Below are 21,345 nucleotides of genomic sequence, written 5' to 3'. Positions count from 1 at the left end.
AACTAACCAAACAACTAATTTTATGAAAATAAAGCAACATTTAAAAAATAGTATAAGCTATTTTTATGCCTTAACCCTATTATTGGGCCTACTCATGAGCAATGAGATGAAAGCACAAAATGGGTCTACAATTGGCGGTCTAATTACAGATTCATCTGGTTTAGCTCTTTCTGGCGTAAATGTTATAGAGAAAGGCACTAAAAATTCAACATCAACAAATTTTGATGGAAAATTTTCATTTAAAGTTACAAATGATAATGCTACTTTGCTTATTACCTTTGTTGGCTTTGCTGCACAAGAAGTAACTCTTGCTGGGAGAACCACTATAACCATAAAATTAAGGGACGAACAAGAAACCCTTAAAGAAGTAGTAGTTGTTGGATATGGTACCGCCAAAAGAGCAGACGTTACAGGATCAGTGAGTACTATAAGCGCTTCTACAATCACCGAAAGAAACGTAATAAGCCCATTGGAAGCAATACAAGGAAGCACCCCTGGTGTTCAAATTTCGTCTAGTACTGGACGTGCTGCCGACGGTTTTAAAGTTGTAATTAGAGGAAACAATTCATTATTGTCAGGAACAACTCCACTATACGTTGTTGATGGAGTTCCAACTGATGGAATTGACTTTTTAAATCCACAAGACATCGCCCGAATGGATGTATTAAAAGATGCTTCATCTGCAGCTATATACGGATCAAGAGGTGCGAGCGGGGTTATAATTGTTACCACCAAAAGCGGAACAAATGCTAAGTCTGGATTTAATGTTTCCATTGAAAGTTCTTATGGTACAAAAACGGCTGCAAGATTACCAAAAATGATGAATGGTCAAGAATGGTGGTTATTTCACCAAGCCGCTTATTTGAGTGCTACACCATTAACTCAAACTCCGGCAAATCTTGCTTCACTTGCAGGAAACCAAAGTCCACTTTTAGTATCGAGAGCCAATAGCGGTTATACTTATGATTGGTATGATGCTGTACTACAGCCAGGAATGACACAAAACAATTACATAAACATTTCTGGACGTTCGGATAGTGGAATGGGTTACAATTTGGCCATGGGTATTCAGAGTGATGCTGGACTTATCGAAAATGATACTACTGATAAATACTCATTCAAATTAGGATTAAGCCACAAAATAAACGACAAGTTTTCAACAGGTGCAAATATCACAATAACACATACTGATTCAGAATTAGGAAGTGATTTAGCGATGCAAGATGCATTTAGGCTAAGTCCACTTATGTCTCCTTGGGCTGTTGATGCAAGCGGGAATGAATTAGTAGGTAATTCGTTTTTCCTGCCTGGAAAATTAACGTATCCTGATGGTTCTTGGGCTATCAATAAAACAAGTACCGTTAATCCATTAATGGAAATTGCCAATTCCTCTCAAACAGAAAAAATTTGGCAAACAGTTGGAAATATTTTCTTCCAATACCAACCTTTAAAATGGCTATCATTCAAAACAACATTTGCTGCTGGAGTTACAAATTCCCAAGCAGGAACAGCTTATGGAGCTCAAACAAATGCCGGTGTCGCTTTAAACAACAAAAATTCTTCATCAATAACCAATTTTGACAACTTTAATTATACTTGGGACAATCAAATTGACTTGAAGCACACTTTCAAAGAAGATCATGCTGTTAGTGTATTGTTACTACAAAGTTTGTACTCTAACGTTGATGAAACTTCTTATCTTTATTCCAATAACCAACCATTTGATACAGGAATCTATAACATTGGTTCAGGAGTTCAAACTAGCTACAATGTAAGTTCTGGCTACGCTAAAAACAGCCTAAGTTCTTATGCAATCCGTTTGAATTATGCTTTTAAAGACAAATATTTATTGACTGCTTCTAACAGATGGGATGGCTCATCAGTATTAGCAGAAGGAGTAAAATGGGAGAATTTCCCATCTGTAGCCTTAGGATGGAAAATCAGTAAAGAGTCATTTTTGGAAAACGTTACTGCTATTTCTGACTTAAAATTAAGAGCCAGTATTGGTTACACCGGTAACGACAATGTTGCTCCATATACATCACAAGCTTTATTGAACCAACAAACGTTCTATGCCAATGGTTCAAATTTGGTACCAGGTTGGCAATCATCAACTTTAGCAAACGAAAATTTATCTTGGGAAAAAACAAGAGAGCTTAACTTAGGTCTTGATTTTGGTCTTTTACAAAACAGAATTACAGGAAGTGTTGATGTTTATGACAGATTATCCGATAAATTAATTTATGCACAACAATTACCTGCGGAAACAGGCTGGAAAAACACAGTATCGAATGTAGGTTCTGTTAGCAACAAAGGGATAGAAGCATTATTGACTACCAAAAACATTAAAACTCAAAACATATCTTGGGAAACAACATTTACATTTACTAAAAACGTGAATGAATTAGAATCCATTTATAATCAGGATAAAGTGAGTGATATTGGAAATAAATTGATTCTAGGATCACCTTTAAATCCAAATTATAATTACATATATGATGGAATTTGGCAAGAAAGCGAAGCAGCCGCAGCAGCTTCTTACGGTCAGGCGCCAGGACAAGCTAGACCAAAAGATTTAAACGGAGACGGTAAATTCAATCAAGATGACAGAACAGTAATTGGAAATCCAAACCCAGAATGGCAAGGAAGTTTTTACTCTAAACTAACATTTGGACAATTTGATTTTAATTTTTCTGTTCTTACCAGCCAAGGCCAAACCGTGTTGAGCAGTTTTCATGATAATTTTGCTGACGTAACAGACAGAGGTCGTCAAAAAATAGCTATGGATTATTTCATCCCTACGAATGGTGCAGGCCTTCCTGCCAATGCTTCTACTTCAAACCCACGACCAGGACCGGCAGCAACAGGTGCTGGAACTTATTGGGCTTCTGACTTCGCATTCTACAGAGATGTTTCTTACGTAAAAATTAAAAACATTTCTGTTGGGTACACATTGGAATCTGACTTGCTTAAAAAATTAAAAATGAGTAATTTCAGAATCTATGTAAATGTTCTTGATCCTTTTGTATTTACTGATTTTGATGGATACGATCCAGAATGGGCAGCTTCACCTCTAGGTATTAACCGTCCAGCTTCTATTACAACCCAATTGGGCTTAAGTGTTAAATTTTAATAAAGACAAAAAATGAAAAAAATAATCATATTTTTAGGGATAATAGCAACTTTATTAACTTCTTGCAGCAATTACATTGAAGAAGAAAGTCTCTCTAATGTACCTGCAGACGAAACATATAAAACGGCTTCAGGGTTTCAATTATTGGTGAATACCAATTATGCATGGCTTAAAGGAATTTATGGAGGGGACCCTTGGTTGTTTGAGGCTGGAACCGATATGTACGCTGAAGGAAGAACTCCAGAACCAGCTGGTTTAAGCCAATATCAATTATTGATACCTTCTTCAACTGGAGTAGAACAACTCTATAATTCTTGTTACCGATTGATTCAATCTGTAAACAAAACAATGTATTATTCAACTCTTACAGAGCAAACTCCAAATCTAAACACTCTTGTGGGCGAAGCTAAATTTTTGAGAGCCAACGCATACTTTTTATTGGTTCAAACTTATGGTGGAGTTCCAATTGTAAACGAACATGTTACTTCTCCGGTTTTATCATTCAAAAGAAATACTGCAGAAGAAGTATATGCTCAAATCATTGAAGACTTAGATGCTGCTCTAGCTAATGTAGGTACAACTGCCTATGCTGGGAAAGTAAACAAAAGAGCGGTTAATGATTTATTGGCTAAAGTATATCTAACTAAAGGTTACGAAACATTTGGTACTCCTGCAGATTTTACTAAAGCTGCTACTTATGCAGAAGCGGCTATTGCAGGACAAGCATTGAATTTGGCTTTTGACCAATTGTTCAAACCAGCTAATGATCTAAATGTTGAAACGATTTTCTCTGTTCAATATGATAAAGTTTCAACCAGTACCTCTCCTACAACTTTAGGAAATAATCAATTCTACTATTTCAGTTCGTATTTAGGAGGAAGTGAAACCAAAGGAGGTGCACCATTGAGAAGTTATAATTTGTGTCCTACCAATTATGCTTTAGGTTTATATACCAAAGGAGATAAAAGATGGGATGCCACATTTATGACTACAGTGTATGAAAACTATTATGACTTTTTCAGAAAGCCTACCGAATTTGCCACTATGAAAATTAAACATTTCTATGAGCCTAGCTGGTTTACGGCAGCAGACAGAACGGCTAAGCAGGCTGAACTTGCCACAAGATGGCAGACCGGTTCAACTGTTGCAAATGGTTACCATAATTGGGGAACTTATTCTGCTGAATATGTAGAAATCAAAAATTTGGATTACACCTCTATTCCAGTTAAGAAATTTGACGATCCAGACCTTACTACTCCTGCAAGTACAGGACCTGTAAGTACTAGAGACATCATTATTTCCCGACTTGGAGAAACATATTTGGTTGCGGCAGAAGCTTATTTAAAAGCTGGAGATGCCTCAACAGGTTTAGCCCGTTTGAATGAAGTAAGAAGAAGAGCAGGTGTCGCCAATGCTACTTTGGCAGAATTCAACATAGACTATATTTTGGATGAAAGAGGTAGAGAATTGGTAGGGGAATACAAACGTTGGTTTGATTTGAAAAGAACGGGTACCCTGGTTGCAAGAGCATCTCTTTATCACCCTAAAATTAAAAAACTAAGTAACCCTTTTGTAGGAGTTGGTGGTGCTCTAAAAATTTTGAGACCAATTCCACAATTAGCGCTGGATTTGAACCAAAACAAAGATTTTCCACAAAATCCTGGTTATTAATATTTAGGCATGCAATTAATTATTTTAAGTTAGTAAATTAGGAGTTTGATATCATAATCAAACTCCTTTTTTAAAATATAAGAAAAGTGATTTGTATCAGCTAATGAGGAAAACAGTAATCATACTATTTTTGATTTCGATGGCCATTCGTGCTCAAAGCAAGTATACCGTCGACACTACCTACACGATACAAAGCGTTTACAATAAAGAGATAAAAAACTATCCTTTCATCAGTATTGTCCAGCCCAAAAAACATTCAAATGTACAGGAGAAAAAAGAGATTGAATATTCAAAAACAAGCGGCCGAAAATTACGTTTAGACGCTTATTTTTATAATAGCACTTCTAAAAATCCTGTGATAGTAATACTTCACGGAGGTGGATGGAAATCTGGGAATAAATCGCAAATGGAAACGTTTGCACAAGAAATGGCTTCAAAGGGATTTTCCTGTTTTACAATAGAATATCGATTATCTACCGAAGCAAAATATCCAGCTGCTATTTTTGATGTTAAAAATGCAATTCGGTACATCAAAAAAAATGCTTCCCAGTTCAATGCAGACACCACCAAAGTTGCAATTTTAGGCTGCTCATCTGGAGGACAAATGGCAGCATTAATCGGTACAACAAACAACAACAGTCTTTTTGAAGAGAAAGACATCAACAATAAATCTACATCAACAGTTCAGGCAATTATTGACATTGATGGGGTACTAGCATTCAAACATCCTGAATCACAGGAAGGAACTGTAGCAGGAATATGGCTTGGTGGGAGTTATGAAGAAAAACCAAAAATTTGGGAAGAAGCATCGGCATTGTCACATACCGATAAAAGCACTCCTCCTACTCTGTTTATCAACAGCAGTAAGGAAAGGTTTCATGCAGGAAGAGATGATATGATTGCAATTTTAAACCAACACAAAATTTACAATGAAGTCAAAACCATTCAAAACTCACCTCACTCCTTTTGGTTCTTGAATCCTTGGCATGATGAAACGATAACTTATACCACTCATTTTTTAAATAAAATTTTTAAATAAACTATAACAAATGAAAACAATAATAACCCTTTCAACTGTAGTGGCTTTTAGTTTTTTGAGTTGCAAAGCACAAAACAAATACGACATAAAAACAGCAAAGAACTATGCCGAGATTTCTGTAAAAGATGACGGAAAATGGGAAAACCGAAAATACATTGGAGGTACTGCTTTCAAAAATGTACAAACATTAAAACTTGCAAAAGAACATACGGATCATTCCTTTGACATTAGATATGAAGGTCCAGGCTGGGAAAGTAACAAAGTTGGTTACCGTTTGTACTTAGACTGGAGAAATGCTATCGATATCTTCGGGAAAAAGACCGAAGAAATCGTTTTACCTCAAGTGGGGCAGGATGGATTTGATTCGTACCATTTAATGCAGAATTGGGGTTCTGATATTTTAAAAGCAGGAAAAGGAATCGGAATTGGTTCGATCGATCGTTATATAAATAATGAAAGACAACACTTTTATGAAGTGGATTCTACTTTTGCCTATATTGAAAATAAAGCTAATGAATCTTCTGTAAAAGTACGTTACTTAGGTTGGAAAACAGTTTCCGATAAAATTGATTTCACCTCCGAATTGACCATTACGCCTGACCAACGTTATACCAAACATACCATTAAAGCTTCGAAAGAAATTAAAGGAATTTGCACCGGAATCGTTAAACAAAAAAACACCCAATTGCTTAAAAAAGAAAGCAAAAACAAAAAATGGGCCTATTTAGCCACTTATGGCACACAATCATTGGTTCCGGATAAATTAGGAATGGCTATTTTTTACGAAACCAATTCCATTGAAAATGTTACCGAAACCGAATTGGATTATCTTTTAATTTTCAAACCAAGTACAAAATCAACTTCATTTTACTTTTTGGGAGCTTGGGAGCAGGAAAAAAACGGAATAAAATCTCAAGAAGAATTTGTCAAATATTTAGATGAAAAACTAGAGCAGCTAAACAAAAAAAGTAAACTATAGCTTCTAAATGAACCTTCAACTTAAAACATTCAAAATGAAAAAAAATTTAAAAAACAGTTCATTTGCAACAGCAGTACTACTCTTCTCTTTTGTACTAATAAATTGTAAATCTGTAGCGCAAGAACCGTCTAAAAACACTGAAAATCAAAATCAAACAACAGTTTCATCAACTTTAAAATGGTCCGACAAGATGGCTTTGACGTTAATGAAACGTTATCCTGAAGCTTATATGATCGATAATGCCAAAACACCCAAATGGGACTACGTTCATGGTTTGGTTTTGCATTCATTTGAAGAATTATATAAAAAAAATCCAGACCCTAAGTATGCTGCATACATAAGAGATTATGTTGATAATTTTGTCCAAAACGATGGTACAATTAAAACCTATGAGTTAGAGAAATACAACATTGATATGGTTGTTGCTGGTCGTTTGCTTTTTAATTTATATAGTACTTCAAAAGAAGAAAAATATCTAAAAGCAATGCAATTATTACGCAAACAACTTGAGGAACATCCAAGAACTCAAAGTGGCGGTTTTTGGCATAAAAAAATATATCCAAACCAAATGTGGTTAGACGGTCTGTATATGGGAGAACCTTTTTATGCACAATACACTGTTGAATTTGAAAAAGGGAAAAATCTTGACGATGTAGCCAAACAATTCGAGCAAATACAATTACACGCCACCGATCCAAAAACAGGCTTATTATATCACGGTTGGGATGAAAGTAAACAAATGCCTTGGGCTAATAAAGAAACAGGAAATTCACCAAATTTCTGGTCAAGAGCTTTAGGTTGGTACGCAATGGCGCTAGTTGATGCATTGGATTATTTTCCAAAAGACCATCCGAAGCAAAAAGATTTAGTACGCTATTTGAATAATGTATCATCAAGTTTAGCCAAATACCAAGATAAATCAGGACTGTGGTATCAAGTAACCGACAAAGTAGGAGAAAAAGGAAACTATCTAGAAGGTTCAGGATCTTCAATGTTTGCATATGCTTTTGCAAAAGGGGCAAATAAAGGGTACTTGCCTTCTAAGTATAAAAAATTAGCCAACAAAGCATTTGATGGTTTGACAAAAAAATTGATAAAAACAGATAGCGATGGAACGATTACGATAACTGACGTCTGCGCTGTTGCAGGTTTGGGTGGCAATCCGTACAGAGATGGTTCTTACGAATACTATATAAATGAAGTAAAAAAAGACAATGATCCGAAAGCAACTGGCCCATTTATTTTGGCAGCTTTAGAATTGAATAGATAAGAAACAAAAAATTCTTCGAATGAACCGTTTAAAAATCATATTATCCTCTATTATATTCTTTTCCTCCTTTCAATTCCTGATAGGGCAAGAAAAGAACGAAAACCAATATTCCAAAGTTTGGGTGTCGGATAATGGAGACGGAACTTATAAAAACCCCGTCCTGTATGCAGATTATTCCGATCCGGATGCGATTCGGGTTGGGGATGATTATTATATGACGGCCTCGTCTTTCAATTGCATTCCCGGTTTGCCCATTCTTCATTCGAAAGATTTGGTGAATTGGAAACTAATAGGACACGCTCTTTCGAAACAAAAACCGACAGAAGTATTTGATAAACCACAGCATGGTAATGGAGTTTGGGCTCCTTGCCTACGCTATCACAACAATGAATTTTATATTTATTATCCTGATCCCGATTATGGAATTTATCAAATAAAAGCTAAAAATCCGAAAGGCCCTTGGTCTGAACCTGTTTTGGTAAAAGAGGGAAAAGGATTGATTGACCCTTCTCCCCTTTGGGACGAAGACGGCAAAACTTACTTAGTTTACGCATTTGCTGGAAGTCGTGCGGGAATCAAAAGTGTTTTGGTCATTTGTACTATGAATGCTGACGGGACAGTGGCAAACAATGACGAAGTAATGATTATTGACGGCCATCCCGATGAATCCACTATTGAAGGTCCAAAGATTTATAAACAAAATGGCTATTATTACATTTTTGCCCCAGCGGGAGGAGTTGCTACAGGTTGGCAAACGGTTTTAAGATCCAAAACAATTTTTGGTCCTTATGAAAAAAGGAAAGTCATGGACCAGGGAAAATCGGCGGTAAACGGTCCTCATCAAGGCGCTTGGATTCAAACCCAAACAGGTGAAGATTGGTTTATTCATTTTCAAGATCAGTTTGCTTATGGAAGGGTCGTTCACCTGCAACCGATGAAATGGGAAAACAATTGGCCAATTATTGGTAATGATGATGATAAAAATGGCATCGGTGAACCAGTAGCTGTTTACAAAAAACCAAATGTTGGCAAAAAAACTACCACTATTGAAACCCCTGTCGATAGCGATGAATTTAATTCTCCAAAATTAGGACTTCAATGGCAATGGCACGCAAATCCACAAATCAATTGGGGTTTTCCAACAAGTATGGGCTATTACAACCTGAATTGTATTCCGATTCCAAAAGAAGCAACTACACTTTATGAGGTTCCTAATTTACTATTGCAGAAATTCCCATCGAATGAATTTACAGCTACCGCAAAAATAAAGTTCAATGCGAAATTTGATGGTGAAAGCACTGGATTGGTCATAATGGGATTGGATTACAGTTATGTCTGCTTCAAACAAGAAGGTGGTAAATTCTATCTTTCGCAAAAAACTGCTAAAAACTGTGACAAAAAAGGAGTCGAAACCGAAAGCACACCAATTGCCATAAATAATCAAAATATATATTTGCAGGTAATAGTAAAATCAGGGGGGATTTGTACTTTTTATTATAGCGAAAATGGGAAAGACTTTACCCCAATCGGCGAACCATTCACAGCAAAAGAAGGCAAATGGATTGGTGCCAAAATTGGTTTTATAGCACTAAGGAAGGGTTTTATTAATGATGCAGGGAGTGTCGCTATTGACTGGTTTAGAATAACGAAATAACACTTGTATAATGAATAAAATAATCCTCACAATACTATTAATTCTGATATTCAACACGAGTATTCAAGCGCAAAAGGAACAAAAATGGACTTCAATTATTAATGATAAAGAAAGCACTTGGTTTGCTTCAGCTGAAGCCAAAGAAGTAGCCAAAAATGTGTTATTGTACCAACGCAATATTGGCGGTTGGCCGAAAAATATTCAAATGCAGAATCCATTGACGGCAACCGAAAAACAAAATTTGATTGCCCTAAAAACAGATTTAAACGAAATCACAACCGATAATGGCGCAACTTGTCAGGAAATGCTGTTTCTGTCCAAAATGTATGCTCAAGTTCCGGATGAAAGGTATAAAAATGCATTTCTTTCGGGTTTGGATTATTTGCTCAAAGCGCAATATGAAAACGGTGGTTGGCCACAATTCTATCCATTAAAAAAAGGATATTACAGTCATATTACCTACAATGACGATTCGATGGTTCATATCCTAAACGTATTGAAGGAAATTGCAGAAAAAACAGATTATTACAGTATAAAACCATCAGAAGCAACTATTGAAAAATCCAAAATAGCTTTCAATAAAGGAATAGATTGTATCCTTAAAACACAATACAAACAAAATGAAGTTCTTACTGCCTGGTGCGCGCAACACGATGAAATCACGATGCTTCCCGCAAAAGCCAGAGCGTATGAATTACCTTCATTAAGCGGAAAAGAATCGGCAAAAATTGTATTGCTTTTGATGTCCATTAAAAATCCCTCTCCCGAAATAGTGGCAGCAGTAAATAGTGCTTTTGTTTGGTTCGAAAAAACAAAAATCACCGACCTTAGAGAAGAACGTGTTCCTGTTCCCAATAGTAAAATCATAGAAAAAGTGATGGTTAAAGATCCAAGCGCCGAACCTTTATGGGCTCGTTTTATGGAACTTAGCGACAATACTCCTTTCTTTTGCGACCGCGACGGAATAAAAAAAGCAACCTTGGCAGAAATTGGACAAGAGCGAAGAACGGGTTATGCTTGGTACACCAATGAACCCAAAGAAGTATTGAAAAAATACCCAAACTGGAAAAAAAATTCGGAAAGTGAAACTATAATTTCCCTCAAAAAAAGTGAAGTCACTTTAAAAGATGAATTCAATATTGTGGTGGATCAAAATGGAAATGGCGATTTCAAAACCATTCAAGAAGCGGTGAATGCGGCCAAATCATATCCATCACAGAGAATTACCATCTTCATAAAAAACGGAACATACTATGAAAAAGTAAAAGTTCATGCTTGGAATACCTGCATTTCATTCATTGGTGAAAGCCGAGAAAAAACAATTATAACATACGATGATTATTTTAATAAAATAAATTTAGGCCGAAACAGTACTTTTCACACCTATACTGTTTTGGTCGAAGGGAATGATTTTATTGCTAAAAATCTAACCATACAAAACAGTTCAGGTGAAGTGGGGCAAGCAGTTGCTTTGAATGTAAATGCCAATAGAGTTGTATTCAGCAACTGTACATTTCTAGGAAATCAAGACACTCTTTATACCTCAGGAGAAGGAACCAAAAATTATTTTAAAGATTGTTATATCGAAGGCACCACCGATTTTATATTTGGAGATGCCACTGCCCTATTTGAAAACTGTACGATTCACAGCAAAAGCGACTCTTACATTACTGCTGCTTCTACTCCAAAAGATACTTCTTATGGCTATGTTTTTAAAAACTGCAAACTCACTGCCGATAAAAAAGTGACCAAAGCCTATCTTGGAAGACCTTGGAGGCCTTATGCCAAAACCGTTTACATTAATTGTGAAATGGGAAAACACATTCTTCCCGAAGGTTGGCACAATTGGTCAAAACGGGAGGCTGAAACCTCCTCCTTTTATGCTGAATACAAATGTACTGGTGAAGGGTTTCAGCCTAAAACCAGAGTTTCTTGGTCACATCAACTAAAAGATTCTGAGGCTAAAAAGTATACCATTGAAAAAATATTGGATTCGGATAGTACTAAAGCAACAAAACAATGGTATCTAAAATTCAATTAAAACTAAAAAGCTATGCGATATAAATTCATTCTTATATTACTTTTTTCGTTACACAGTTTTGGTCAGGAAAATGCTTTCCCAACAGATTCTGTTGATGCTATAATCAAGCGCATTCAATTGCCTATTATTCCTTCGTACAAAATCGAAGTAACAAAACTAGGTGCAAAAGGTGATTCCATTAGTGATTCCAAACCCGCTTTTGATAAAGCAATGGCTCTTTGCAAAAAAAATAACGGAGGTACAATTATTGTCGCAAAGGGAATTTATACCCTAAATGGTCCCATTCATTTTGCAAGCAATGTAAAATTGCATTTAAAAGACGGCGCAAAAATCCGATTTGGTTCCAATCCAAAAAACTATCCATTGGTTCTGACTAGTTGGGAAGGAACAATGCTTTACAATTATAGCCCAATGATATATGGCAACAACGTCGAAAACGTAGCCATTACCGGAAATGGAATCATCGATGGTGAGGCCAAAAACACTTGGATAAAATGGAAACCGCTTGAAAAGAAAGACCAACTATTAAGCAGGGAAATGAACCATAAAAACATTCCGGTCAAGGAGAGAATTTTTGGTGATGGTCATTATTTAAGACCTCAATTGATTCAGTTTATCAATTCAAAAAATATTCTTTTTGAAAATGTTCAAATAGAAGATTCTCCTTTTTGGTGTATCCATTTGCTGAAAAGTAAAAGCATAACGCTTCGTGGACTGAAATACAATGCCCATAACAATAATAATGACGGTATCGATCCTGAATATTCCAGCGACATTTTAATTGAAAACATCCAATTTGACAATGCAGACGATAATGTCGCCATCAAAGCGGGAAGAGATGATGAAGGACGTAGCAATTCCAATACTCCTTCTGAAAATATTGTCATCAGAAATTGTGAATTCAAAGGTTTGCATGCAATTGTAATTGGAAGTGAAATGTCTGCTGGAGTTCGAAATGTATATGTAGAAAACAGCAAATTTCGAGGCTATTTAAAACGAGGTATTTTTATCAAAACAAATTCGGATCGCGGAGGTTTTATCAAAAATATTTATTTCAATAACATAGCCTTTGGAAAAGTAGAAGACTGTCTTTATATCACAGCAAATTATCATGGAGAAGGTGGCGGATTATATCCTTCTAAAGTTTCTAATATTTCTTTTTCCAATATTAGTTGTCAGGAAGCTACAAATACAGGAATTGTAATTGAAGGATTCCCTACCCAAAAAGTCGAGAACATTAAATTGGATAACATAAATATACTATCTGCAAAAAACGGAATGACTGTTACCAATTCTGAAAAAATATCCATTAATGAAGTCGTAATTGGCGAAAAAGCCACAACTCCATCAGCAGCTAAATAATAATTTTAAACAAACTGAAAATGAAACACTACATATTGATTTTCACATTCCTTTCGATTAATTGTTTCGCACAAAAGCCAACTATCTATACTATTGGAGATTCTACAATGGCTAATAAATTACTCGTAGAAGACAATCCAGAACGTGGTTGGGGACAAGTATTACCTCAGTTTTTCAATGACAATGTAATTATTGACAACAGAGCAATGAATGGCCGTAGCACCAAGAGTTTCATCGATTTTAAACTTTGGGATGCCGTCTATAATGTTTTGAAACCAGGAGATTATGTTTTCATCCAATTTGGACACAATGACGGAAAAGTAACAGATTCTACACGTTATACCAATCCCCACACCGCATACCGATACAATTTAATTCGTTTTGTAACCGAAACCCGCAAAAAAGGAGCTACTCCTATTTTATTCTCTTCCATCACCCGAAGAACTTTTAATGAGCAAGGAGTGTTAATCGATTCACATGGAGATTATCCTTTGGAAATGCGACTTGTGGCACAAGAATTTACTGTTCCGTTTATAGATTTACAGTATTATACCGAAATATTAGAAAGATCATACGGTCCTGAAAAGTCAAAAAAATTGCATTTGCATTATAAGCCAGGTGAAAATGCCTGTTTTTTACAAGGTATTGAGGACAATACTCATTTGTCGGTAGAAGGAGCTACAGCCATTGCAAAATTAGCCGTTGAAGAATTAAAAAAAACAAAATTGGATTTGGTTCAACATATAAAATAATAATGTAAATTTCAACTATTCAAATAGTTATAAAAATGCAAGAGAACAATAAAACATTAGGCGAATTTATAATAGAGAACCAAAAAGATTTTCCCTATTCATCGGGTGAATTGTCTCGGATTTTTAATTCTATAAAATTGGCTGCCAAAGTAGTCAGTTATAAAGTGAACAAAGCGGGATTGGTTGATATCATTGGAGGTGTCGGAGAAAAAAACATTCAAGGCGAAGATCAACAAAAATTGGATGTTTATGCCAATGAAGTTTTTATTCAAACTCTTATAAACCGAGAAATCGTATGTGGTATCGCTTCAGAAGAAAATGATGATTTCATAACTGTTCAAGGCAGTGATAAAGGCAACAATAATAAGTATGTCCTATTGATGGATCCCTTGGATGGCTCTTCCAATATTGATGTAAATGTATCGGTTGGAACCATTTTTTCAGTGTATCGAAGAATAACACCTGTGGGAACTCCAGTTAAAATGGAAGATTTTTTACAACCAGGAACCAATCAGGTGGCTGCAGGTTATGTGATTTACGGAACCTCAACTATGCTCGTTTATACTACAGGTTGCGGCGTAAACGGTTTTACGCTAAATCCCGCCATCGGGACCTTTTACTTGTCTCACCCGAAGATGAAAGTTCCCGTTGACGGCTCAATATATTCAGTAAACGAGGGAAATTATGTTCATTTCCCACAAGGCGTAAAAGATTACATTAAATATTGCCAATTGGAAGAAGAAGACAGACCTTATACTTCGAGATACATAGGCAGTCTTGCTTCCGATATTCACAGAAATATAATCAAAGGCGGAATCTACTTATACCCAACAAGTTCTAAGGCGCTTAAAGGAAAACTGAGACTTTTATACGAATGCAATCCAATGGCGTTTATAGTCGAACAAGCTGGAGGAAAAGCATCCGATGGATTTAATAGAGTAATGGAAATTATTCCAACTTCATTGCATGAAAGAACTGCTTTCTTTTGTGGAAGCTCCAATATGGTCAACAAAGTAGAAGAATGTATGGAGAAAGCAAAATTGAGTAAATACTAAGGATTGTTGATGGATGCGATAAAAAAAACGCTCCAAAAAAGTTAACCATATAAGAAATATAAGTTTATTTAAGCTTGAATGCAAAAAAGCAAAAACTTATATTTTCTTAAATTTCTTAAATGGTTAAAACTAAATCCTGTTTATTCTAAAACAAAGTAACCTGTCCGTCATCATCCAATTGGACATCCATATCATCGGAATTTGTTTCTCCTTGTACTTCTATTTCTTCGGGAACTATTTCTTCAGGGGCTTCATATGGCAAAGGTTCTAACAAATTAACCTGCTTAAGTTTATCTGTTGTCAACTGATTACCAAGAGCTTTAAATCCTTTTACCGCAATGAAAGCCTCAATATCTACAGTCATATTCTCTTTCTGCACACCTTTTACTTTGGCAAAAACTAATTCGGCCACAGGACGATAATCTGTCGCTACAATTTCCAATCTGGAATTGGCATGTTCGGTGATAAAACTATCCTCTTTATTTTCGGTTTCTACCAAGAAACGCTTGATGTAGTAACGCTCTTTTTCACCGTCATAATAAATCGCCGAAATAGGCTTTTTAGGAACCCATTTCTCCAAAACAATCATATCTTCATCGAAATGTGTTGACAATTCGGGCGTAATGACTTTAATTTTTCCACCTTGCGAAATCACTAAAATCTTGTCACTTGGTCTGAATTCGCCCAACAGTTCTCCTCTTGCATCCACATTCAATCGCTGAACTGTGTCATCAAACCAGATTTTTCTTGGCAGTAAGGTAGAAATACCTTTTTCCTTTAATTCAATCTTCTTAATCGGATATTTGGTAACCAAATTCCCTTTAGAAGCACGCCCTTTGATCGCCAATGAAGCAAAATCAATATCAAATTTCAGCTTTTTAATACTTCCAACTTGGCGTAATAAAATTGTAATTACCTCAGCTTCTCCATTTGGATTACAAGAAAAATATAAAGTTTGTGAGCCTTTGCTTTCATTGGTCAAATCGTATAATTTATCTCGAGTAACCCCCGAAACATTGAAACGTTTTATATATGAAGGCCCCGATTTTCCGTCACGATAAATCATGTTATAAATCGTACGCTTATCGCTTTTGTCAAAAATTGCAATATGGATAATATCTTTACCTACGAACGTTTTGGCATCGACTTTAGTAATCATCATCTTCCCATCTCTTAGAAAAACAATTACATCATCAATATCGGAACAATCCGTAACATATTCGTCTTTTTTCAAACTGGTTCCAACGAAACCTTCTTCCCTGTTTACATACAATTTGGTATTTCTCAAAACTACTTTAGTCGCTTCAATATCATCAAAAATACGCAGCTCCGTTTGGCGTTCTCTTCCTTTTCCGTATTTCTCTTTTAATTTTGTAAAATATGCAATCGCAAAATCGGTAAGATGTTCCAAATTATGCTCCACTTCCTTCATTTCATCTTCCAGCTTAGCGATAAAATCATCGGCCTTATCAGAGTCAAAACGAGTGATACGAATCATCGGAATCTGAGTCAGTCGCTGCAGGTCATCATCATGAATTTCTCTGACAAATGATTTCTTGAAAGGCTCAAATCGGTCATACAAATAAACATAGAGCGATTCTCTGTCACCATACAATTTGAAATCGATATACATTTCTTCACGAATGAAGATTTTTTCCAAAGTTGAGAAATGCCATTTATTTTTTAATTCTTCCAACTGAATTTCCAGCTCTTGCCGAAGCAAATCAACTGTTCTGTTAGTTGAAATCTTCAACATATCCGAAACCCCTATAAACAATGGTTTATTATCTTCAATTACACAACCCAAAGGTGCTACTGAAGTTTCGCAAGCTGTAAAAGCAAACAAAGCATCAATCGTTTTATCTGGAGAAACGCCCGGGAAAAGATGAATTAATATTTCAACATCAGCAGCGGTATTGTCTTCAATTTTCTTGATTTTGATTTTGCCTTTATCATTGGCTTTCAAAATACTGTCAATCAAAGTTGTTGTATTAGTCGAAAACGGAATTTGGGTAATCACCAGCGTATTTTTGTCAAGCTGTCCAATTTTGGCTCGCACCCGAACACGTCCTCCGCGCATCCCGTCATTGTAATTCGACACATCGGCAATACCTTGTGTCAAGAAATCCGGATATAAGGTGAATGGTTTTCCTTTCAATATTTTAATCGACGCATCAATGAGCTCATTAAAATTATGAGGCAAAACTTTTGTCGAAAGACCAACCGCAATACCTTCAGCCCCTTGAGCCAAAAGCAACGGAAACTTTACCGGAAGATTGTTAGGCTCTGCACGGCGTCCATCATAGGAAACGCCCCAATCGGTAATTTTTGGAGAATACAATACCTCCAAAGCAAATTTTGACAAACGTGCTTCGATATAACGGGAAGCAGCAGCGCCATCACCCGTCAAGATATTCCCCCAGTTTCCCTGGCAGTCAATCAGTAATTCTTTCTGGCCAATCTGCACCATCGCATCACCAATACTCTGATCACCGTGCGGATGATACTGCATGGTGTGACCAACAACATTGGCAACTTTATTGTAACGGCCGTCATCCAGCTCTTTCAAAGAGTGCATAATACGGCGCTGCACTGGCTTGAAACCATCCTCAATAGCAGGAACAGCACGTTCAAGAATTACGTACGATGCATAATCCAAAAACCAGTCTTTGTACATACCGGTTACTTTCGTAATCACGCCCTCACCTTCCTCTTCCTGATTTTCGTAAAAATGCTGTCCTTCAAAATGTTTGGCATCTACCTCAATAATATCTTCCGAATCATTATCCTCTTGATTTTCATCATTAGAATAATCCTCCGAATTATTGTCTTCGTTTGCTGGAATTATGTTATCGTCTTCTTCGTCTTTCATTTATTTTGATTCCGAAATTAATTGTATTAAATCTTCTCTGCTTGGCAGAATTGTTTTGTATTTACTGGCAAATATTTGCTCGTTATTTTCAGGTAAAGTATATTCTACAACCAAATCACTTTTATTTTGGCAAAGAACAATTCCTATGGTTTTATTTTCATCTTCCAAACGCATTTCTCTGTCGTAATAATTGACATACATCTGCATTTGTCCTAAATCCTGATGCTTTAATTCCCCTATTTTTAAATCAATTAAAACAAAACATTTCAATATTCGATTGTAGAAAACTAAATCGATTCGAAAATGTTTATCATCAAAAGTAATTCTGTTTTGTCTTGCAACAAAAGTAAAACCGTGACCCAATTCCAATAAAAAATGCTCTAATTTATTGATAATCTCTTCTTCCAGTTCCGATTCAGAATACTGATGTAATTCTGGTAATCCTAAAAACTCCAAAATATAGGGATCTTTGATAATATCTTTAGGCTTCTCTATAATCTGGCCTTCCTGAGAAAGTTTCAAAATTCCTTCTTTATCCCGACTTAAAGCCAATCGTGTATAAAGTGCCGAATCGTATTGTCGTTTTAATTCGCGAACACTCCAATTGTATTTTTCGGATTCAATTTCATAGAAACGTCTTTCTTCCTCATCGTCAATTCGCATTAAGAATGAATAATGAGACCACGTTAGTTTGAAAAATGAAAGAAGAATTTGTGGTTTTATTGAATTCAATTCCGTAGACAGTGTCTGCGAATTGTTATCAAGCAATTCCGCAGACACTGTCTGCGTTTTTTGAATATTAAAAATCCGCAACACTGTCTCGGATTTTGAATAAATTAAATAGAATTTTCTTATTTGCTCTAAATTCCTCAATGAAAATCCTTTCCCAAATTCATTAGTCAACTGATCAGAAAGTCCTTTTAATAATTGCTTTCCATATTCGGCTCTGTCTTTTCCGTTTTGTTCTTCTTCTACAATCATCCGTCCTATTTCAAAATAGGTATAAACCATTGTTGAATTTACAGTACGCAAAACCTGTTGTCGAGCATTTTGCAATAGTTCGGCTACTTGAGAGAATAAAGCTTTATTTTTAAGTTCTTCTGACACTATTAAATCTGAATTATTTCACTTCCTCCAAAACATCCAACTCCACCTTCAAATTCTTGATGATAAACTCTTGTCGATCCGGAGTATTTTTACCCATATAAAACGACAATAATTGCTCGATAGAAGTATGTTTATCCATCATAATAGGGTCAAGGCGAATCGTATCTCCAATAAAATTCTTAAACTCATCTGGCGAAATCTCCCCTAAACCTTTAAATCGGGTGATCTCCGGTTTTGGTTTTAATTTTTCGATGGCATCTTTTCGTTCTTCTTCCGAATAGCAATAAATCGTTTCTTTTTTATTTCGAACCCTGAAAAGTGGTGTCTGTAAAATATACAAATGTCCTTCTTTAATTAATTCTGGGAAAAACTGCAGGAAAAAGGTAATCAGTAATAAACGAATGTGCATACCATCGACATCGGCATCGGTTGCAATTACGATGTTGTTGTAACGCAGTTTTTCCAATCCGTCTTCAATATCCAAAGCAGCTTGCAATAAATTGAATTCTTCGTTTTCATACACAATTTTTTTGCTCATTCCGTACGAATTCAAAGGCTTACCGCGCAAACTAAAAACAGCTTGTGTATTAACATCACGCGATTTCGTAATCGACCCTGAAGCCGAATCTCCTTCGGTAATAAAAAGGGTGCTTTCTAAATTTCTTGGGTTCTTGGTATCTGGAAGATGCGCACGGCAATCTCTTAATTTTTTATTATGCAGATTAGCTTTTTTGGCACGATCTGTAGCCAGTTTTCTAATTCCTGATAATTCTTTTCTTTCACGTTCAGCCTGAAGAATTTTACGCAATAGCGCTTCGGCAGTCGGAGGATTTTTATGTAAATAATTATCTAATTTAGTTTTAATAAAATCATTTATAAAAGTACGGACTGAAACAGGTGGTGTTCCATCATCCGAACCCATGTCCATAGAACCTAATTTGGTTTTCGTCTGCGATTCAAAAACAGGCTCCATCACTTTGATGCTTATCGCACTCACTATCGATTTACGAACATCTGACGCCTCGAAACTCTTGTTGTAAAACTCACGTATGGTTTTAACGATTGCTTCTCTATAAGCTGCTAAATGCGTTCCTCCCTGTGTGGTATTCTGACCGTTCACAAAAGAGTGATACTCTTCGCTATATTGTGTTTTACTGTGCGTTAAAGCAATCTCGATATCGTGTTCTTTCAAATGAATAATTGGATATTCTAAATCTTCTGCACTAATCGTTTCTTCCAATAAATCCCTTAGACCATTCTCCGAAATGAATTTTTCACCGTTGAATATAATCGTCAAGCCATTGTTCAGATAACAATAATTTTTGACCATTTTAATCACATATTCCATACGGAATTTGTAGTTTTTAAAAATAGTTTCATCAGGTGTAAAAGTAACTTTAGTACCTTTTCGTTTAGTTGTGTCAATTATATCCTCTTCCAAAACTAAATTTCCGCCTGAGAATTCTGCTGCTTTTTGTTTGTCATCACGAACAGATTCCACGCGGAAAGCACTTGAAAGAGCATTTACTGCTTTTGTACCCACACCGTTCAAACCAACAGATTTCTGAAAAGCCTTGGAATCATACTTACCACCCGTGTTCATTTTCGAAACCACATCAACCACTTTCCCTAACGGAATCCCACGGCCATAATCACGAACCGAAACCGTTTTGTCTTTTATGGTCACCTCAATAGTTTTCCCAGAGCCCATCACGAACTCATCGATACAGTTGTCGAGAACCTCTTTTAATAAAATATAAATACCATCATCCGGCGAAGAACCGTCACCAAGTTTTCCAATGTACATCCCGGGACGCATACGGATATGTTCTTTCCAGTCGAGAGAACGGATATTATCTTCGGTGTATTGATTTTGATCTGACATTTTGGAATTTTATCGAATTTAACTGCGTTCTTTCCGGTCTTTTCTTTTCACAAAGACCTCGAATGCGCTAATGTAGTGTAATTCGATAAAATTTAAAAGAAGTACTTTGCAAAGTTATCAAGAATGATATTGACAGGTTTCTATTGATTTTAGAGTCAGAAAGTAAAAAATTATTCTTTAAACAAAAATCCCAAACCCATTCCTTTGAGCATTTTTTTTTCAAAAGTCCAAAAAAAGTTAAATTGACCAAAAAGAAAACCTATTGCTACCAGTAAAACTTGATAAATAGGAAATATCAACAGTAAACGGACTGGTGTGAACCAATATCCTAAATCTTCCTTACCAATTCCTAACCACACACAAAAGGGTTTAGACAAATAAGCTGAAGCTGACCCTGTAATAGCAAAAACAACAAATATGATGGCTAACTGCCAGTTGGTAGTAACTCCCCAACGTTGTTTCAATCCTTTCATTTTTAGTTTATTCCTTTTTGCAAATATAACAGGTTTTAATGGTTGAATTTAT

Annotated in this window: 14 protein-coding genes; 10 read left to right on the top strand and 4 right to left on the bottom strand. The window is 35.9% G+C overall.

The annotated features are described in order from the left end of the window. Nucleotides 1-22: 22 nt before the first annotated feature. The 10 genes from B0E44_RS06445 (at nucleotide 23) to fbp (ending at nucleotide 14,956) form a co-directional block, all read left to right on the top strand. Nucleotides 23-3,133, top strand: coding sequence for a SusC/RagA family TonB-linked outer membrane protein (locus B0E44_RS06445; protein ID WP_077371761.1), 3,111 nt, complete (start codon nucleotides 23-25; stop codon nucleotides 3,131-3,133). Between the two features lie 12 nt (nucleotides 3,134-3,145). Next, on the top strand, nucleotides 3,146-4,804 hold the full coding sequence (locus B0E44_RS06440) for a RagB/SusD family nutrient uptake outer membrane protein (protein ID WP_077371758.1): 1,659 nt from the start codon (nucleotides 3,146-3,148) through the stop codon (nucleotides 4,802-4,804). 103 nt (nucleotides 4,805-4,907) lie between these two features. Then, nucleotides 4,908-5,843 carry an alpha/beta hydrolase gene (locus B0E44_RS06435; protein ID WP_077371756.1) on the top strand — a complete coding sequence of 312 codons (936 nt, stop codon included), beginning with the start codon at nucleotides 4,908-4,910 and terminating at the stop codon, nucleotides 5,841-5,843. A gap of 10 nt (nucleotides 5,844-5,853) precedes the next feature. After that, nucleotides 5,854-6,822 (top strand): DUF4861 family protein, encoded by a 969-nt coding sequence (locus B0E44_RS06430; RefSeq protein ID WP_077371753.1) that lies wholly within the window; start codon nucleotides 5,854-5,856, stop codon nucleotides 6,820-6,822. 34 nt (nucleotides 6,823-6,856) lie between these two features. Further along, on the top strand, nucleotides 6,857-8,092 hold the full coding sequence (locus B0E44_RS06425) for a glycoside hydrolase family 105 protein (protein ID WP_077372045.1): 1,236 nt from the start codon (nucleotides 6,857-6,859) through the stop codon (nucleotides 8,090-8,092). Between the two features lie 19 nt (nucleotides 8,093-8,111). Beyond that, a complete protein-coding gene (locus B0E44_RS06420) occupies nucleotides 8,112-9,746 on the top strand; it encodes a glycoside hydrolase 43 family protein (RefSeq protein WP_077371750.1) in 1,635 nt (544 codons plus the stop codon). 10 nt (nucleotides 9,747-9,756) lie between these two features. Then, nucleotides 9,757-11,787 (top strand): pectate lyase, encoded by a 2,031-nt coding sequence (pelA, locus tag B0E44_RS06415; protein ID WP_077371747.1) that lies wholly within the window; start codon nucleotides 9,757-9,759, stop codon nucleotides 11,785-11,787. A 12-nt stretch (nucleotides 11,788-11,799) separates the two neighbouring features. Next, nucleotides 11,800-13,149, top strand: a complete 1,350-nt coding sequence (locus B0E44_RS06410) for a glycoside hydrolase family 28 protein (RefSeq protein ID WP_077371744.1) — start codon at nucleotides 11,800-11,802, stop codon at nucleotides 13,147-13,149. A 20-nt stretch (nucleotides 13,150-13,169) separates the two neighbouring features. Continuing rightward, nucleotides 13,170-13,901 (top strand): rhamnogalacturonan acetylesterase, encoded by a 732-nt coding sequence (locus tag B0E44_RS06405; protein ID WP_077371741.1) that lies wholly within the window; start codon nucleotides 13,170-13,172, stop codon nucleotides 13,899-13,901. Between the two features lie 35 nt (nucleotides 13,902-13,936). Continuing rightward, nucleotides 13,937-14,956 (top strand): class 1 fructose-bisphosphatase, encoded by a 1,020-nt coding sequence (gene fbp / locus B0E44_RS06400; protein ID WP_077371738.1) that lies wholly within the window; start codon nucleotides 13,937-13,939, stop codon nucleotides 14,954-14,956. A gap of 145 nt (nucleotides 14,957-15,101) precedes the next feature. Here fbp and B0E44_RS06395 read toward each other — a convergent pair whose 3' ends face one another. The 4 genes from B0E44_RS06395 to B0E44_RS06380 all read right to left on the bottom strand — a co-directional run bounded on the left by B0E44_RS06395 (nucleotide 15,102) and on the right by B0E44_RS06380 (nucleotide 21,293). Beyond that, on the bottom strand, nucleotides 15,102-17,828 hold the full coding sequence (locus B0E44_RS06395; RefSeq protein WP_077371735.1) for a DNA gyrase/topoisomerase IV subunit A: 2,727 nt from the start codon (nucleotides 17,826-17,828) through the stop codon (nucleotides 15,102-15,104). Then, on the bottom strand, nucleotides 17,829-18,935 hold the full coding sequence (locus B0E44_RS06390) for a YhcG family protein (RefSeq protein WP_077371730.1): 1,107 nt from the start codon (nucleotides 18,933-18,935) through the stop codon (nucleotides 17,829-17,831). It lies immediately after the preceding gene. A 13-nt stretch (nucleotides 18,936-18,948) separates the two neighbouring features. Continuing rightward, nucleotides 18,949-20,820, bottom strand: a complete 1,872-nt coding sequence (locus B0E44_RS06385; RefSeq protein WP_077371727.1) for a DNA topoisomerase IV subunit B — start codon at nucleotides 20,818-20,820, stop codon at nucleotides 18,949-18,951. 170 nt (nucleotides 20,821-20,990) lie between these two features. Further along, on the bottom strand, nucleotides 20,991-21,293 hold the full coding sequence (locus tag B0E44_RS06380) for a DUF6787 family protein (RefSeq protein ID WP_077371724.1): 303 nt from the start codon (nucleotides 21,291-21,293) through the stop codon (nucleotides 20,991-20,993). Nucleotides 21,294-21,345 lie beyond the last annotated feature (52 nt).

Source organism: Flavobacterium sp. A45 (assembly GCF_002001005.1).
In the GTDB taxonomy this organism is placed as follows: Bacteria; Bacteroidota; Bacteroidia; order Flavobacteriales; family Flavobacteriaceae; genus Flavobacterium.
Note: the sequence above shows the minus strand (reverse complement) of the source record. Positions and strands in the feature narration are given on the sequence as shown.

What these genes read in the sequence shown, in the direction of transcription:
- B0E44_RS06430 (WP_077371753.1), top strand. Translation starts at nt 5,854, where the DNA reads ATGAAAACAATAATAACCCTTTCAACTGTAGTGGCTTTTAGTTTTTTG.
- pelA (WP_077371747.1), top strand. Translation starts at nt 9,757, where the DNA reads ATGAATAAAATAATCCTCACAATACTATTAATTCTGATATTCAACACG.
- B0E44_RS06435 (WP_077371756.1), top strand. Translation starts at nt 4,908, where the DNA reads ATGAGGAAAACAGTAATCATACTATTTTTGATTTCGATGGCCATTCGT.
- B0E44_RS06380 (WP_077371724.1), bottom strand. Translation starts at nt 21,293, where the DNA reads ATGAAAGGATTGAAACAACGTTGGGGAGTTACTACCAACTGGCAGTTA.
- B0E44_RS06445 (WP_077371761.1), top strand. Translation starts at nt 23, where the DNA reads ATGAAAATAAAGCAACATTTAAAAAATAGTATAAGCTATTTTTATGCC.
- B0E44_RS06425 (WP_077372045.1), top strand. Translation starts at nt 6,857, where the DNA reads ATGAAAAAAAATTTAAAAAACAGTTCATTTGCAACAGCAGTACTACTC.
- B0E44_RS06420 (WP_077371750.1), top strand. Translation starts at nt 8,112, where the DNA reads ATGAACCGTTTAAAAATCATATTATCCTCTATTATATTCTTTTCCTCC.
- B0E44_RS06395 (WP_077371735.1), bottom strand. Translation starts at nt 17,828, where the DNA reads ATGAAAGACGAAGAAGACGATAACATAATTCCAGCAAACGAAGACAAT.
- B0E44_RS06405 (WP_077371741.1), top strand. Translation starts at nt 13,170, where the DNA reads ATGAAACACTACATATTGATTTTCACATTCCTTTCGATTAATTGTTTC.
- B0E44_RS06440 (WP_077371758.1), top strand. Translation starts at nt 3,146, where the DNA reads ATGAAAAAAATAATCATATTTTTAGGGATAATAGCAACTTTATTAACT.
- B0E44_RS06385 (WP_077371727.1), bottom strand. Translation starts at nt 20,820, where the DNA reads ATGTCAGATCAAAATCAATACACCGAAGATAATATCCGTTCTCTCGAC.
- B0E44_RS06410 (WP_077371744.1), top strand. Translation starts at nt 11,800, where the DNA reads ATGCGATATAAATTCATTCTTATATTACTTTTTTCGTTACACAGTTTT.
- fbp (WP_077371738.1), top strand. Translation starts at nt 13,937, where the DNA reads ATGCAAGAGAACAATAAAACATTAGGCGAATTTATAATAGAGAACCAA.